This is a genomic window from Chryseosolibacter indicum (assembly GCF_018598585.1).
Classification (GTDB): domain Bacteria; phylum Bacteroidota; class Bacteroidia; order Cytophagales; family Cyclobacteriaceae; genus Chryseosolibacter; species Chryseosolibacter indicus.
Window position 1 is genome coordinate 173,474 of the sequence record NZ_JAHESD010000004.1, and the last position, 17,129, is coordinate 190,602.

The following is a 17,129-nucleotide window of genomic DNA, read 5'->3' on the forward strand; positions in this document are numbered from 1 at the left end:
GTCCTTTTTAAAATGTGAAGTTAACACCAACCAAGAAGTTACGCGTTGAAGGCGCATTTGTACCCAACGTCAACAAACGACGCTGATATGTAGTAGTCACCGCAGCGTTCTCATTACCGAATGAGTTGGTTTCTGGATCCATACCGGATTCCTTATGATAAGGCGAGAACATGACAAACGGGTTCTGTACAGTGAAGTAAACGCGGAGCTTATCAACCCCGGCATTTTGCAGCCAGCTATTATTGTTAAAGTTATAGCCGAGAGAGATCGTCCGTATCTTGAGATAAGACGCATCAAAATAACCTAACGTACTTCCGTACTTCGGATTGTCGCTGCTAGCAACACCGCCTGGCTTAGGGTACTTCGCATCCGTGTTCTCTGGTGTCCAGTAGTCAACCTTTACGTTGCCCCTACGTCCGTTTAGCATGTTAAGATATCCTGATGACGAGTAAAGCGTACTAATTAGAATACCACCGCTCTTAAATGCACCAACTGCACTCAGATCAAATCCTTTATACGATACACGTGTATTAAAGCCACCTTGGAAGTCAGGATTAACATTGAGAATTTGTCTGTCAGCAGGACCGATAGCGCGTGTAGGAGAACCATCGGCATTGTAAGTACCCGTGTACTTCACTTTAATCATACCTGCATTTCCTCCTGGCTCAAGAATGTTCCTATATGGGTCTTCTTCTTGCCACAGTCCTATTTTTTCATAATCATAGATAACATCAATAGGATGACCTACAAACCACCAGTTGTTTTCATCGCGTTGTGCACCAGAAGCAAGCGCTACAAGCTCATTTCGGTTTCCATAGATGTTAATACCAGCTTCCCATGTCCAGCCATTAACATTGTTAAGGATCACACCATTAAGTGAGAGCTCTATACCTTTATTTCTGGTCTTTCCAATATTCGCAGTATAACTTGTTACCCCTGTTGTATTAGGCAGGTTCACGTTAAGCAGAAGGTCATTGGTGTTGGTTACGTAGTACTCTGCCGTACCAGTAAGTCTGTCGTTGAATAAAGAGAAGTCAACGCCATAGTTCCATGTTTCTGAGTACTCCCATCCTAACTCGGGATTAGGTAATTCATTTAAATACTGTCCGTAAGCGTATGAATCAGGACCAAAGTTGTAAGGTCTTGTTGCAAGACGTCCCAATGTTGCATAAGGTGCGATAGACTGATTGGAAGTTTGTCCGTATCCCACGCGTACTTTTAACATATTCAAAAAGTCAACCTCATTCATAAATGCTTCTCTTCCTAAATTCCAGCCCACGGATACCGCAGGGTATGTATGCCACTTATGTCCTTCTGCAAGTCTTGAAGAAGCATCTGAACGCACAGTAGCGGTAATCAAATAGCGATCGTCGTAAGAATACATTACGCGTCCCATCCACGATGTTAAACCGCTCTTCCAATAATCTTGACGAGCAGGATCAACCGTAATTTCACCGGAAGCTTGTCCAAGGTTATAGAATTGGAACACTTCGGCAGGAATATCTCTTGCCGAAATCTCGGATTTATTGTACTGCGTTTCTGAAGCAGAATATAATGCTACTGCATTGATTTGGTGCTTTCCTGCAAAAGTACGATCATAAGTCAACAGGTTTTCAATTGTCCAGTCAGTAGTGTGCTCGTTAATAATAGTAGCGGTTGAGGGCGTTGTTGGAGTCGCACTGGTTATCCCTGCTCCTGTAAATGCTCCATTGTTACTCTGACGATAGTTTAAGCCAAGGTTAGCACGGTATTTTAATCCTTCTACACCTGGAATTTTTACTTCTCCATATATTGTATTATATGTTCCAATGGCCCTGGTTTGATTTAACCAACGATCACTTAAATCTTCAACCACATCTCTGGTATATAGCCATTGCTCATCCAACGGCATGCGTATGGTTCTTTTTAATGTGCCATCGGCATTATACGGATTAGCAATAGGGGACATGCTTAAAACACCATACAATCCTATGTTAGAGCCTTCCGTAATGCTGTAGTTGTTGTTTGTTGTAAAACCAAAACGAAAATATTCACCAACACCCTGATCAAGAGCACCACGCATCGAGTAACGTTTATACTGCTGTGTTGGCACTACACCTTCATCTTCAAAGTAACCTGCATTGAAGTTGTAATTTCCATTGTCAGTGCCACCTGAAACGCCAACGTCATGGCTTGTCATCATACCAGTTCTGTACAGCTTGTCTTGCCAATTGGTGTTTACATCATTGGATTCATCCAAAGAATTACTATACATACCAGCTGCCTGGCGAAGGGCAACAAATTCAGGACCGCTCATCATCGGATATTCTGCGAAAACCGTCTTAATACCATGAAAGCCATTATAGCTTACTGTGGCCTTGCCCTTTTGTCCTCTATTGGTTGTTACCAATATAACACCGTTGGCACCGCGAGAGCCATAAATAGCAGTTGCCGAAGCATCCTTCAGGATGTCAACACTCTTAATATCATTTGGGTTGATGTCACCGATTGATCCTGGGAAAGGAATACCGTCAAGTACAATCAGGGGGTCGTTACTTGCATTAAGTGAACGCGAACCACGAATACGAATCTGCATGGCAGCACCTGGCTGTGAAGATGTTTGTGCAAATTCTACTCCGGGCAAACGTCCTTGTAACGCTTGTGAAATGTTAGCTGCAGGAACGTCGCGCATCATATCACCTTTTATGGACGCAACAGAACCTGTTACCGCTTCTTCACGCTGAACACCATAACCTACAACAACAATCTCAGTGAGCGATTGGAGACTAGGCACCAGGCTAACGTCTACTACAGATCTCGTACCTATGGCAACTTCTTGGGTCTCATAACCAATAAAGGAAAATACGAGAACGGCATTTGCATTTGGTACATCGATGGTATACTTTCCATTAACATCTGTAGTAACACCGCTATTAGATCCTTTCACTAGTACATTAGTGCCTGGCAAACCTGTACCAGCCTCATCAGTAACAGTACCGCTCACAGCAATTTGAGAAAAGGCAATGGCCGGCAAAAACATTAACAGCGCAAGGGCTGCCCCAACATAGAAGCGCTTTGCACGCCTCCCGTCGTCGACAGCAATCAATCGTAGTATTATTTTTTTCATAAAAAAATAGGGATATGGATTTGTAGTTATATAAAGGAATTATAAAGCTGGCACTTGAACCCGCGATGTTGTGATGACACAGGCAATGCGAATAGAGCACTTGGTTTTTAAGTGCACATGAATTGTTTGGACTACAGAAATAAGTAAAGAACTTAGCATAAAGCGACTTTAAGTGTAACAAAACGACGTAAAGCTCCCACAAAGGATAAACTCAAAAGGAGGTCAACGAACACGTTTTCCCAGCCCGTTCAATCGTTTTCCCTTGAAAAGATTTACTAAGATGAAAGTTAGAATTAAGAATTGCAACCGATTGCAATAATTTTGCAAAGTTTTTCCAAAAAACTTCGTTTAGTTTGTTCTTAAATCAAATTAGTTCGTTGCAATTGGTGGGAATTGGACTAAAAAATTCCCTATAGATGGATCGATAGTTTGTATAAACCGCAAACTTTTTAATCCCTTTAATAAATTACCTTTTAATCAGCTTGCCTTTTTAATTTATAGGATACATCAAGGGCATTAAATACTACCTGCCGCGGAGAAGTCGCTCATCATGTTGCAACCGATTGCAAATATGGTCTGTAAAGGCACTTTAAAGTAATTCTTGAGCCGGACAGCTCACTCCCCGTTAAAACAAAAAGTTTACATGAGATATTCAGAGGTATTGATAGAGATATATAGGACTAAGAAGGCATAAGAAGGACTAAGTAGCCAGAGATAGCCAGGAATAGCCAGACGTAGCCAGGAATAGCCATACCATAGAGATAAGATAGCCTTACGATAGGGATAGAATAGTTAAAAAAAACTCAAGGCTCATCGTCTCGTTGGCGCAAGCGTCCGCTTGTACCTTAGGCTGCAAATTCTAAATAAGCACATCATGCTCATTCGGCAGGTCTTTCTCTTCCTTACTTTTTTACTTAATCATCTTTGAAGTGCCAAGGAATATATTAGTGGATCAACGTGTCAACGTTTTTAGGTTTACACTACACTTGCCGAATAAAACGGTCGAATAGAGTAGCACTTCATTCCGGTACTGTTCCCTTCTCCTTAAGGAAAAGGATTAGGAATAGTAAACGAAGCCCGACCGAATACCCACCGAAGCGCCCCCCATTATACTGGCAATGGAAGGCAAAGACATCATTCAACATCAATTGCAAAATATCACGTTCATGGCCATTCATTAAAGTTCATTCAAAATCATAAAGCTGCGTTTGGGCTTTGTCATAACTTCGAACAGCATGGCTTTAGCGGCGTTGTTGGAATACTTTCAATTCCTCATGTATTAGACTAACAAAGTTGGCGCTCGTAAAAGAACGTTGAAATTAAAATAAATCTATCTTCTGAAACGACTCTAATTACGTACTATATATATTACCCGTCACATATTTAACATTCAACATGCAAACAATACTAGGATCAGGAGGAGCGATCGGAATTCCATTAGCCAAAGAATTAAAGAAGTATACCAATAAAATTCGACTGGTAAGCAGAAATCCAAAAAAGGTAAATGACACAGATGAACTTTACCCAATGGATGTAAATGATCTAACCCAGATTGACAAAGCAATTGCAGGGAGTGAGGTTGTATATGTTGTTATTGGCTTTCCATATAAGTTAAGTGTATGGCAAAACATTTGGCCACGTTTTTTAAAAGAGGTTATTAACGCATGCATAAAGTATAACGCCAAACTGGTCTTCTTTGATAACGTGTATATGTATGATAAATCAGCCATACCTTTTATGACTGAAACTTCTCCTGTTCATGCGCCAAGTAAAAAAGGAGCGATAAGGCAACAATTGCACGAGATGATCATGCATGAAGTAGAGAAGAAGACATTAACTGCGCTTATAGCCAGGGCAGCTGATTTCTACGGCCCGGATAATAAGAATAGTGTCTTGAATATGTTGGTTGTTGATAATCTTTCAAAAGGAAAAAAGGCACAAGTATTAGGCGACTTAAACAAAGTGCATACCTACACCTATACACCTGATGCGGCGAAGGCAACAGCGTTACTTGGAAATACAATAGATGCATATAACCAGGTGTGGCATGTTCCGACAACAAAAGAAAAAATCACGAATCTGCAATGGATTCAATTGATTGCTGATGAACTAAAGGTAGAGGTTAAAATTCAAGCTGTACCCATGTGGTTGATAAAGATGCTTGGGTTGTTTATACCGGTAATGAAGGAACTTCCTGAGATGAATTACCAAAACGAACAAGACTATATTTTCGATAGCACAAAATTCGAAAAGCGATTTGGTATTGAGGCAACAACGCCTAAAGATGGTATAAGAATACTTGTTGAAAGTTTGAAGAGGGCTGGGCGGTAAAAAAGGCCCTTCTTTTGCCAGCAGTTCTGTCAGCCAACCTTAACATCCCTTTATTCCGAAATTGTCCATGTATTCCTCTTTTGCAGGAAACATGCCACGCATGCATCAAGCTGAAAGCATGCTATAAGTATACAGGGTGTATGCTATGTGTATACGTGAAGTATTAATAGTGTATAGGAAGAGTATTAAAATGTATAGGAGTGTATCACAAAACCATTTTTATTTTTCGTTCCTCATTATTAAAAGAGACGAACAGGTGTAAACCGTAATACAACACTATTACTTTCAAAAAAATGGTCCCCGGCCGGTTGACTTTAAAACACAAGTCTTCTTCGGATGCTGGCAGAATTTATTCCGAAGCTATGTGGAAACTATCTGGCATTATATTCAATGCAACTTGTTGCATAAGAATGTTGGCTATAGCCAGGGCGGAGAAAAACCGCAAGAACCGCAACATCTCCTTTAAGCGTCTGAATGGACGTATTGAGTATTGGCCCCGACAGGCAATGATAAAGAGTAGGCATTCGTCCTTCAGTGTTGACAACTTATGTCTACTATATTCTGGTGAAGTTCTTATTTTTTTACAAATAATATATACTTTTAAAAATGGCGATGATTTCTATTAGAATTCAATTAGAATATTCATAAGGAAAGTTTCATGCCATCATTACATTTTATAATTATAGCATTGTGTTGCAATACTAAAACTAAAATGAGAATCATTCCTGCAATTATCATTCTTCTATCAATGCTATGTTCAATTGAAGCTTTTAGCGTTGACGACAAACCTTATGTTACCTTTTCGAAAAACAAAAGCTATTTTCCTTTTGCTGCTAATGGAGTTCCTGTTTCATTGTATGTAAGTGATCAGGATTATTCGGGTGTTGTTAAAGCAGTGAATGATCTGAGAACGGATGTACAACATGTTACAGGGAAAATGCCAGCACTTGTTAATGGTGTTTCTGCTGATAAGCTCATCGTTCTGGTTGGTACAATAGGGAAGAGCCCGGTCATCGATGAGCTGATCAATAAGAAAAAACTTGTTGTAAGTGATGTACAGGGTAAGTGGGAGACCTTTATCATTGAAACCATAGAGGCGCCTATGCCTGGCGTGGAGCGTGCCTTGGTTATTGCAGGAAGTGACAAGCGCGGTACAATTTTCGGTGTATATGATCTGGCTCAGCAGATAGGAGTTTCACCATGGAGCTGGTGGGCCGACGTGCCTGTTGATAAGCATAAGGATATTTATATACTTCCGGGAAGACACACCAAAGGCGAGCCTGCTGTGAAGTATCGCGGCATTTTTATTAATGATGAACAACCTGCATTAGGCGGATGGGTGCGTGAAAACTTTGGAGGTTTCAACAGCAAGTTTTATGTTAAAGTTTTTGAGCTTATCCTTCGCCTGAAGGGAAACTTCCTTTGGCCTGCTATGTGGGGACAAAGTTTTTATACGGAAGATCCTCTCAATCCAAAATTAGCAGATGAATATGGTGTAGTAATTAGCACATCACATCATGAACCCATGATGCGTGCCCATGTAGAATGGCAAAGGTCCGGCAAGGGAAAATGGGACTACAATACAAATGATTCTACATTGAGGGAATTTTGGAGAGAGGGAATCAGGCGCATGGGAAATTATGAAAGCATCGTTACCCTGGCTATGCGTGGTGATGGTGATGAGCCTATGTCGGAAGAAAGTAATATTTCATTACTGCAGCGCATTGTAAATGACCAGCGCCAGATATTAAATAAAGAGACAGGGAAAGATGTTTCAACAATACCACAGGTATGGGCACTTTACAAAGAGGTTCAGGAATACTATGACAGGGGCATGCGTGTTCCTGAAGATGTTACGTTGCTTCTGTGTGATGATAACTGGGGAAACCTGCGCAAACTTCCTAACCTGAAAGAGAAAGCACATCCTGGTGGCTATGGTATCTATTATCATTATGATTATGTAGGCGGACCCAGAAATTACAAGTGGCTCAACACCAATCCTATTCAGCGTGTATGGGAGCAAATGCATTTGGCTCACCAATATGGAGTTGATAAAATATGGATTGTGAATGTGGGCGACATCAAGCCCATGGAATTTCCCATTGAATTCTTTCTCGACTACGCATGGTCTCCTGATGCATGGCCTCATGACAAACTTCAACACTATACAGAACTGCGGGCTGAACGTGAGTTTGGCAGGCAATATGCGAAAGATATAGCAGATATCATGACCTTGTATACCAAATACAATGGCAGAAGAAAACCCGAACTGTTAGGGCCGGATTCTTTTAGTCCCAACTTATACAGTCTTATAAACTACAGAGAGGCAGAGCGTATAGTTGAGGAGTATAATTACCTCGCTGTTCGTGCTCAGCAAATTTATGATCAGCTGCCGAAGGAATTCAAAGATGCGTACTACCAATTGATACTATATCCTGTAAAAGCTTGTGCTAATTTGAATGAGTTGTACTATACAGTGCGGTTAAATCATTTATATGCGAAACAGGGTAGGGCATTAACAAACGAACTGGCGGATAGAGCTGAAAGATTGTTTGCTATGGATGCAGAATTAACAAAGTACTACAACGAAAAGATGGCGTCGGGTAAATGGAACCACATGATGGATCAGCATCACATTGGTTATAAGGGATGGCACGATGACTTTGGAAAGAATATAATGCCCGAAGTGAAGAGAATTGATCTTCCATCTACAGCGGGCATGGCCATTGCAATTGAAGGCTCTGAAAAAGTTATTGTATCTTCTGATATGGATAATGTACTTCCTGCGCTGAATCCTTTTGATAACAGGAATACATATGTCGAGATTTTTAACCGAGGATCTGTACCCTTTGAATTTACCATTGATAACAATAACGCATGGGTAAAGGCAGAACCTGGTAAAGGCAAAGTTGATAAGCAGCAACGTATTATTATTTCAGTAGATTGGTCTAAAGCACCAAAAGAGCAAACAAAGGTGCCTTTGAAAATTAAAACACAGGGGCTGGAAGAAATAGTATATGCCTCTATCAATAATGTAAAGGGGCGCGACAAAAAAGTGGTGAATGGGTTTGTCGAGGCCAATGGGTATGTTTCCATAGAGGCCGAGCATTTTAAAAATGCGGTGAATACAAATGGAATTACATGGCAAGTGCTACCAGGCCATGGCCGTACGCTTTCAGGCGTTACACCTTTTCCGGTTAACGTATCCGCACAGGTTCCGGGAGAAGGTAGTCCTCAACTTCATTATCCTGTTGAGTTTACCTCTCAGGGTAAGGTTACTGTCTACTGTTACTTTTCTCCTACAATTGATTTTAAACAACAAGGCGGCTTAAAGTATGCGATTGGATTTGACAATGAAGTGCCGCGGGTAATTAACGTACATGAAAATGAAACACAGAAAGTGTGGGGAGAATCCGTAAAGGATAACATCCGGATCATAAAATCAGAGCATAATATTAATACACCTGGCCTGCATACCCTTAAGTTCATGATGGTAGATCCGGCACTGGTACTTCAAAAGATAGTAATAGATTGTGGGGGTGCGAAGCAAAGTTATCTTGGACCGCCGGAAAGTTTTTTTAATTTTAAGAAGTAGTATTAAACAATTACCCGAATCCTATAAACTATGACAAGAATTGTATCATTTTTAAATTATGCCTTTCTTCTTCTTTTATTGACTTCAATTTCATACGCTCAAACAAAAAATGAGATTCGTATTCAAAAGGCTGCTTCACCTGTAACCATCAACAAGCATATCTATGGCCATTTTGCTGAGCACTTAGGTAAAGGTATTTACGGTGGTCTTTTTGTTGGTGAGGATAACAACAGTATTCCTCATGAAAAAGGTGTACGAAAAGATGTAATAGAGGCTTTAAAAAAATTAAATATACCAAATCTGAGATGGCCCGGCGGATGTTTCGCCGATACATATCATTGGAAAGATGGGATAGGACCAAAAGATAAACGTCCCTCTATTGTAAATGTATGGTGGGGTGGAGTTCGTGAAGATAACAGTTTTGGTACCCATAATTTTCTTGATCTCTGCGAGGCTTTGGGAGCAGAGCCCTATCTTGCTGCCAATGTAGGAAGCGGTTCTGTGCAAGACGTTGCGGACTGGGTACAATATGTAAATTATGAATCGGAAAGCCCAATGTCTTTGCTTCGCAAGCAGAATGGGAGAGAAAAGCCATGGAACGTAAAGTATTGGGGTGTAGGTAATGAAGCATGGGGTTGTGGCGGTAACATGACTGCGGAGTGGTATGCAAATATTTATAGACAGTATGCTACGTTTATGACCGGATGGAGCAATGATGCAAAAGTTTTCAGGATTGCCTCAGGAGCGGCTTCTGACGACTACCGCTGGACAGAAGTTTTAATGCGCGATATACCAACTAAAATGTTGGAAGGTGTAGCTCTTCATCACTATGCTGTTATTGATTGGAATAATAAAGGCCCTGCTACTGGCTTCACTGAAGAGCAATACTTCAGCACCATGAAGGAGACTTTAAAAATGGAGGAGTTGGTAACCAAGCACTCTGCAATTATGGATAAATACGACCCTAAGAAAGCAGTTGCGTTGATTGTGGATGAGTGGGGTGGTTGGTATGATGTAGAGCCCGGAACGAATCCAGGGTTTCTTTATCAACAAAATACAATGCGCGACGCGATGATAGCTGGTACTACTTTAAATGTCTTCAACAACCATGCTGAAAGGGTGAGGATGGCGAATCTGGCACAAACAGTAAACGTGCTACAGGCAGTAATTTTAACAGATAAAGAAAAAATGCTGTTAACACCTACTTACCATGTAATGGAGATGTATAAAGTACATCAGGATGCACAGCTTCTTCCTGTTACACTAAAATCAAATGATTATACGGTGAAGAACGAAAAATTGCCTGCGGTATCGGTATCTGCTTCCGTTGACAATAAGGGCGTGAGCCATATCAGTCTTGTCAATATAGATCTAAAAAATTCACAGGAAATCTCTATCAGTCTTTCTGATATTGCAGCTAAGACTGTACAAGGCAGGATCTTAACATCAGCCCAGGTTACAGATCATAATACTTTTGAGAATCCGGAGAAAATAAAACCAGCTCCATTTAAAGGGGCACAACTTAAGAACAACGTATTAACGGTGAAGTTACCACCAGTTTCTGTTGTTGTTCTTGAATTAAAATAAATTGGCTCACCTAAGGCTTGCGTAGATCACCTACGCAAGCCTTTGATTTAACTCTGATGGGAGCTTTCCGAAATGCTCTTTAAAACACTTGCTGAAATATTTCTGGTCATTGAATCCTACCGAATACGCTACCTCTGCAACATTTAGATCTCCTTGTAACAGAAGTTTATAAGCTTCTTTTAGCCGGATGTTTTTGATAAACTCATTGATTGAAAGGCCAGTAATACCTTTTAATTTTCTAAGCACGTTCCGCCTGCTCATGTTAAAGTACTCGCTAAAACGCTCAACGTCAAAATCTGAGTTGTCAAGATTCTCTTCAATAACAGCTACGGCCTTTTTAAGAAAGGCTTCATCTGCGGAAGAAACCTGGGTGTTGTCAGGAATATAGTGAGGATTTTTAGTAAACTGTTGCTTAAGCTTTTGTCTTGTGAATAAGATGTTTTTAATCTTGAGTTGGAGTATATCGAGTTTAAAAGGTTTGGTTAGGTAATCATCCGCACCAATAGTCAGCCCCTTAAGTTGTGCTTCATCTCCAGACCTTGCAGTAAGTAGTATAATGGGTACATGGCTTGTCCTTTCATCTGATTTTAGTCGCTGGCAAAGTTCAAAGCCATCTTTCTCAGGCATCATGATATCGCTGATGATGATATCGGGAATTATATCAAGCGCTTTTTCTATACCTTCCTTTCCATCTGCAGAAACTTCTACATGGTATAAACTGCCGAGCTTTCTGCTAATGTAATTTCGGATGTCTTCATTGTCGTCAACAACCAGAATGATGGGCAAAGTATCTATTGTTCCCTGAGAAGTGACGTAAAGCTGTTCGGGTTCATTATCCTCAAAATTCTGCTCAGCAAGTGTAATTCGTTGGGGAAGAACATTATTTATTTCTGCTTGCAGGTCCACAGGGAGTTTGATTTCAAAGGTGCTACCTTTGCCGACTTCGCTTAATACACTGATCTCACCTTGATGCAATTCAACAAGCTCTTTCACCAGGGCAAGACCTATACCACTGCCTGGTATTTTTGCCGGAGTGCCTTCGTAAAATCTGTTGAAGATATAAGGCATTTGTGCTTCAGGTATACCTTCTCCGTTATCTCTGACAGCAATTAGCAATCTGCCTTTGCCCTTCTCATCTGTTATTTTTAATTCTATGCTTACTTTAATTGCGCCATCTTCTTTTACATGCTTAAATGCATTTGAGAGCAAGTTGGTGATAATCTTCTCAAGCGTGTCTTCATCGTAATGCATGAAAAGCTGGGAGACGTTTGTCTCTAAACTGTAGTGAATGCGTGAGCGATAAGCCCAGTCCTGGAAGGAATTGAAAATCTCATGGATGGATTGTACTATGTTTTTATAAGTTAGTTTAAGTTCAAGACTTCCAGTTTCAATTTTTCGGAAATCAAGAAGTTGATTAATAAGTTTAATAAGCCGTGTGGCATTTTTATGCATCAGGTTATACTTCTCTTCAAGCTGTTCCTGCGCTACTTTCTTTTGAAGCATGTCCTCAAGTGGCCAGATGATGAGGTTAAGGGGAGTTCTTAGTTCGTGAGAGATATTGGTGAAGAACTTGAGTTTTGCTTCATTTAATTCTTTAATTTCCTCGGCCAGCCGTTTTATTTCTGTTGCCTGCTTCTCAAGTTCCAGGTTCTTTTGAATCAATGATTCATTCTGGGCACGTATTTCTTCATGCCGTTCTTCAATAACCTTATTGGCTTGTTGCAGCGCCGACGTTCTAACCTGCACCTGGTGCTCAAGTTCTTTTTTGTTTTGTTTGAGTTGATAGGTACGGAGCTTGTAATATGTTATGGCCGTGCCAATGATAAAGCAAGTAATCAAAAACTTAAACCACAGCAAATTCCACCAGGGAGGCAGAACAGTCACTGCAAGCGTTACACCGTTCTCATTCCATACGCCATCGTTGTTAGAGGCTTTTACTTTAAAAATATAATCGCCAGCATCGAGGTTAGTGTAAGTAGCACTGCTTTGACTGCCGACGTAATTCCAGTCTTTATCAAAGTTTTCTAGTTTGTAGGCATATTGATTTTTTTCTGCATGTATGTAATTCAAAGCAGAAAATTCAAAAGTAAAGACTGATTCATCTGCTGTTAGTGTTATCTTCTTTAATTCACTAACCGGTGTTTTCAGTACTTCACTTTTGCCGTAAACGACATCTTTATTAAAGATTTTAAAGCCAGTAATTTTAACAGGTGGGATAAAAGGATTTGCTTTAATACTGCTGGGGTTAAACTCGTTAAAACCATTTTGTCCACCAAATACCATGTTTCCGTTTCTTCTTTTGCAGAAGGCTCCGGGTTTAAACTCAGTTCCTTGCAAACCGTCTTCAACAGAATAGATTTGAAATTTTGCTTCAGCAGATGTACTCGTTATCGCATTTTCAAACTTACAAAGTCCTTTAAAAGTACTTATCCATAAGTTACCCGCATTGTCTTCCAATAACCCTGATATGTTGTTGCTCGGCAAGCCGTCTTTAATCGTATACACGGATAGCTTGTTTGATGGCCTCGTGATCTTAAATAATCCTAACTCCTGCGATCCTATCCATAAATTGTTCTGTGAATCTTCCAATACAACAGAAGGAACATCAAAGTTAACACCATAGCTTGTCCCGAATCGTTCAAATGTCTTTGTCCTGTAATCAAATGCATCCAACCCTTTGCCTGTTTGCACAAGAAGACCACCCTGGCTATCCTCACTAATGCCTATGATAAAGTCATCAATTATGCTCTTCGGATTGGTAGGGTCATGCTGAAACCTGGTAAAGGTATTGTTCTTATTATTGAAGAGATGAAGGCCGCCTGTCATTGTTCCAACCCAGAGGTTGCCGCGTTTGTCTTCATAAATCGCACTCACGTGTCGGCCAGCTAGGCCAGACGAACTTTCAGGATCATACAGGAAGTGTTGTATCTTATTGATTTTCACATCCAGCTTATCAAGACCTCCATTAAAGGTGCCGATCCAGATATTGTTTTTACTGTCACATAACATGGATAACACCGCATTGTTAAGAATGCTGTTGTTGTCATTTTTCTGATGCTGGTAGTATTTGTATACGCCAGTATGGCGATTGATGAAATTTACCCCTCCGCCATCTGTTCCAATCCAAAGGTTTTCATTTTTGTCTTCTGTTATACAAGTGATATGATTATCACTAAGCCCATGCTTTCGCGCTTTGTGATGAATGAAAGGTTTATCCCACTTGCTGAAATAGCTGATGCCTCCATTGTAGCTTCCTAACCACAGGATGCCGCTGTTTGTGTCATAGTATAATGTATGAATGGAATTGCTTTTAAGCCCTTCTTCGTGCTCAATATCAGAGTTAAGAGCGGTGAGCGTTTTTGTCTCGATGTTGAATATATTTAAACCACCACCTTCGGTGCCAATATATACATGTCCTTCATTGTCACCCGTTAGCCATAATATGCCGTCGTTATTTAACTCCGAGTTTTGTGTAGTGAAGTGTTCAAAGGTTTCAGTGTCTTTATCAAAACGATTCAGGCCTCCTCCCCAGGTGCCTATCCAAATATTTCCATACTTATCCTCAAAAATTGATTTAACATAGTTGTGTGTTAAACCGTTGTTGTTACGCTCACGCTTAACAAAATGCCTGAACCTATTTTCTTTATTGTCAAGAATGTTTAGTCCCTTGTCAGTTCCAATCCATAGATTCCCTTCATGGTCCTTGTATAAAGCGGTAATAGCACCTTCGGCGATAGAGTGAGGATTGCCAGGCTTGTTTTTATAGTGCTTAAATGTTTTCGTTTTATAATCGAACCGGTCAAGTCCACCATCTGTACCTATCCAAAGGTTTTTATCCCGGTCAGGATAAATTGAATATATTTTATTTCCGCTTATACTATTGGGATCTGAGGAGTTGTGAATGAAGTTTGTGAACTGTTCTGTTTCTCGGTTGAATAAATTTAATCCTCCGCTAAAAGTTCCTACCCATATATTTCCCAACTGGTCTTCTGCCAGTGATTCAATAAAGTTATCACTCAGGTTATTTCCGCTGTTAACTTTGTATACTTTAAAGCTTTGCCCATCAAATCGGTTCAGCCCGTTAAAAGTACCAAACCACATAAATCCTCTGCTGTCTTTGATAATACTTCGCACCCAGTTGTGAGACAGGCCGTCCTCAACAGTTAAATGTTTGAGCTTGGGTGTTAAAGTTTGAGCGTTTATTGTATGTATTTGTCCGGAAAGGAAAATAACGAGAGCAATTATGTAAAAGCCAATTTTATTCGTTGTCAGCATATAGAGAACTTAACCAGGCGATAGTACCGAATTTACATAAATCCTGTTAATTATGTTGACCTAAGCCGTTTCTATAGCGCAGTTATCTATGCCGCCTTGGGATTTGCTTCCTTTTGGTCGAGTATGCGTTTTATTTTTTCCTCGTTTCGGAAGTTTAATTGATAATAACGGTCTCCGTATATGTTGTACCGAACTAATAGATCCCGATCAAGAAGATGGTGGAGACTTCTTAACACGGATAGTGTATCATATTGGTCCGAAAGAAGCGCAGCTACTTCGAAAGCTGATTTCCTTCCTAAACGTTTTAACGTGTCCAGCACCGTAAGGTCAATTTGTGTTAAGGATTTTTTCATAAGCTATGCTGTAACTGAATCTCCCTGCCGAATACTTAGTGGCTTAAATCAAATCTATAGGTACAGGTAGGGGAGGAGGATGAATTATTTCAATGATTTGTAAGAAGAATGAGACACTAAACGATTTGGCTTACAATCAAAGGGTAATTTTGAGACATTATGGATGGATCGAATACGTGGCGTTTTGATGTTCCTGGTATTACCAGAACAGTTATTAATGTGGTTTGCTAGAATATAGGGTTAATTTTAGGACATCTTCAAGTTGCAGAGCATGGCATCTCTATGAAGTAACGCAGATGCGTGTTAGCAGTCATTTATAAAACCTTCTGCTAATGCAGCGTGTTAATTTGAAACTTAAGGCTTAAACACGTTTATCTTGTTACTGATGAATTCCTTGAAGTTATCTGGCCCAATAATCTTCAATTCGTCAATAAGCCCCAGAACAAATCGGCCAATACCTTCATAATTGGCAACAGGTCCATTGAACACATATTTATCTTCCTTTTTTTCAAGGTAGGGTATCGCCAAAGGGTATTCTTCCCGCAAAAGCAGATAAGCGCGCATATTCAATTCAAGAGATACCCAAATGTTGCCATCTCCCGTAAAACCAAAGATGTCTGAAGAGGTTTTTTGATGGAGCGCTTCAAACTGGTAAGCTTTTTCAACTTGAACCACTTCGCCAATACGCTCAAGTTTAAATTGTTTACAAATTTTGTCTCCCGTATCTAAAGCCATTACGGAGTGATAGTTGTCGCCAAAATGGATCGGTTCTACCAGCCTGTCTCTGATTTCATTACTGTTGGCAGAATGATAATTCTTCAGGACGACCTGATGCTTGTTCCGGATCGCGGTAGCAATTTCATCAACAAGCTTTGCAGTTCTCACTTTTACAAACAGCCTAGGCATTGAGTCTAGCTCTGAGTTTAAAGCTAACTTCTTGAGAAGTGTATTTTTAAGGGGGTTATCGTCGGTACCGCTCTGTATTAACTTTTTAATGAGCTTCGTTTCTTCTATGGAGAATTGCGTATTTGTGGGTTGATCTTCAGAAGTAATAATAAAATACCTGTTATAAAAGTCCTTTTCTATCAGGAAATCCACCTCTTGTAGCAAACGGATATACCTGTAAACCGTCCTTTCGCTCGTGTCAAATCTTTCAGCAAGGTGTTGAATGGTCCAGCGGCCCTGTTTTAAAACAGCAATAATCTGAAAAAGCCTCATTAACCTTCCCTGAGGGATAATGGCTTCCTCCTTTTGCCGTTTGGACCCTGTTCTTTTCATTATTTAAAAATTTCTGATGCAAAATATTGGCTTTGACACTACTTGTCAAAACGCACCCTGACTTTAGTCGAAACAATTTGCATATGAGTACATTACAAGCAACAACATTATTGGTAAAATGTCCGCATTGCGGAAATAAGTTTACGCCGGAAGATGCAATTGGTCATGATATACGGTTACAGTTAGAGAAAGAATTTGAGGGAAAACTGGAAGCAAATGCAAAGACCGTTGCCGAAATGATTAGAAAGCAGGAAAATGAAAAATACAGAAGTCAGGTACAGCTCCTGGAGAACGACCGTAAACTCAAACTTGCGCGCCTCAAAGAACTAGAATCTATTGCCTTGGCAGCCCAACAAAAGGAAATGGAGATCAGGTCACGCGAAGAGAACCTTGACTTGGAAATGAAAAGGAAGCTGCTTGAAAGGGAAAAGCTTATTCGTGAGCAGGCGGAAAAAACTGCACTGGAAAAAGCAGAGATGAGTATTCGGGAACGGGAACAACTCATTCAAAGAGAACGTGAAATGCTGTCGCTTCAGTTGAAGAAAAAGGTTCAGGAAGAGGCAGATCGGGTTCGTGAGGAAGAACGTATGCGCAATGCTGAATT

8 protein-coding genes are annotated in these 17,129 nt (G+C 40.3%); 4 read left to right on the forward strand and 4 right to left on the reverse strand.

The features are described 5' to 3' along the window. Positions 1 to 7 precede the first annotated feature (7 nt). Positions 8 to 3,106: a SusC/RagA family TonB-linked outer membrane protein gene (locus KK060_RS03415; RefSeq protein WP_254152155.1), complete on the reverse strand. Its 3,099-nt coding sequence runs from the start codon at positions 3,104 to 3,106 to the stop codon at positions 8 to 10. Between the two features lie 1,395 nt (positions 3,107 to 4,501). On the opposite strand from KK060_RS03415, the gene KK060_RS03420 reads away from it, so the two are divergent. The 3 genes from KK060_RS03420 to KK060_RS03430 all read left to right on the forward strand — a co-directional run bounded on the left by KK060_RS03420 (position 4,502) and on the right by KK060_RS03430 (position 10,619). Further along, positions 4,502 to 5,437: an NAD-dependent epimerase/dehydratase family protein gene (locus KK060_RS03420; protein ID WP_254152157.1), complete on the forward strand. Its 936-nt coding sequence runs from the start codon at positions 4,502 to 4,504 to the stop codon at positions 5,435 to 5,437. 712 nt (positions 5,438 to 6,149) lie between these two features. Further along, positions 6,150 to 9,032, forward strand: a complete 2,883-nt coding sequence (locus tag KK060_RS03425; protein ID WP_254152158.1) for a glycosyl hydrolase 115 family protein — start codon at positions 6,150 to 6,152, stop codon at positions 9,030 to 9,032. 30 nt (positions 9,033 to 9,062) lie between these two features. Then, entirely contained in the window at positions 9,063 to 10,619 is a 1,557-nt protein-coding gene (locus tag KK060_RS03430; protein WP_254152160.1) for an alpha-N-arabinofuranosidase, read from the forward strand. 30 nt (positions 10,620 to 10,649) lie between these two features. On the opposite strand, the gene KK060_RS03435 is transcribed toward KK060_RS03430, so the two are convergent. The 3 genes from KK060_RS03435 to KK060_RS03445 form a co-directional block, all read right to left on the reverse strand. Then, positions 10,650 to 14,894, reverse strand: coding sequence for a hybrid sensor histidine kinase/response regulator transcription factor (locus KK060_RS03435; protein ID WP_254152162.1), 4,245 nt, complete (start codon positions 14,892 to 14,894; stop codon positions 10,650 to 10,652). Between the two features lie 86 nt (positions 14,895 to 14,980). Then, positions 14,981 to 15,247, reverse strand: a complete 267-nt coding sequence (locus KK060_RS03440; protein ID WP_254152163.1) for a hypothetical protein — start codon at positions 15,245 to 15,247, stop codon at positions 14,981 to 14,983. Positions 15,248 to 15,601: 354 nt separating this feature from the next. Beyond that, the gene (locus KK060_RS03445) at positions 15,602 to 16,525 is read right to left on the reverse strand and encodes a helix-turn-helix transcriptional regulator (RefSeq protein WP_254152165.1); all 924 of its coding nucleotides are present in this window, start codon (positions 16,523 to 16,525) and stop codon (positions 15,602 to 15,604) included. 83 nt (positions 16,526 to 16,608) lie between these two features. On the opposite strand from KK060_RS03445, the gene KK060_RS03450 reads away from it, so the two are divergent. Next, on the forward strand, positions 16,609 to 17,129 hold a 521-nt coding region (locus KK060_RS03450), incomplete at its 3' end, for a hypothetical protein (RefSeq protein WP_254152166.1).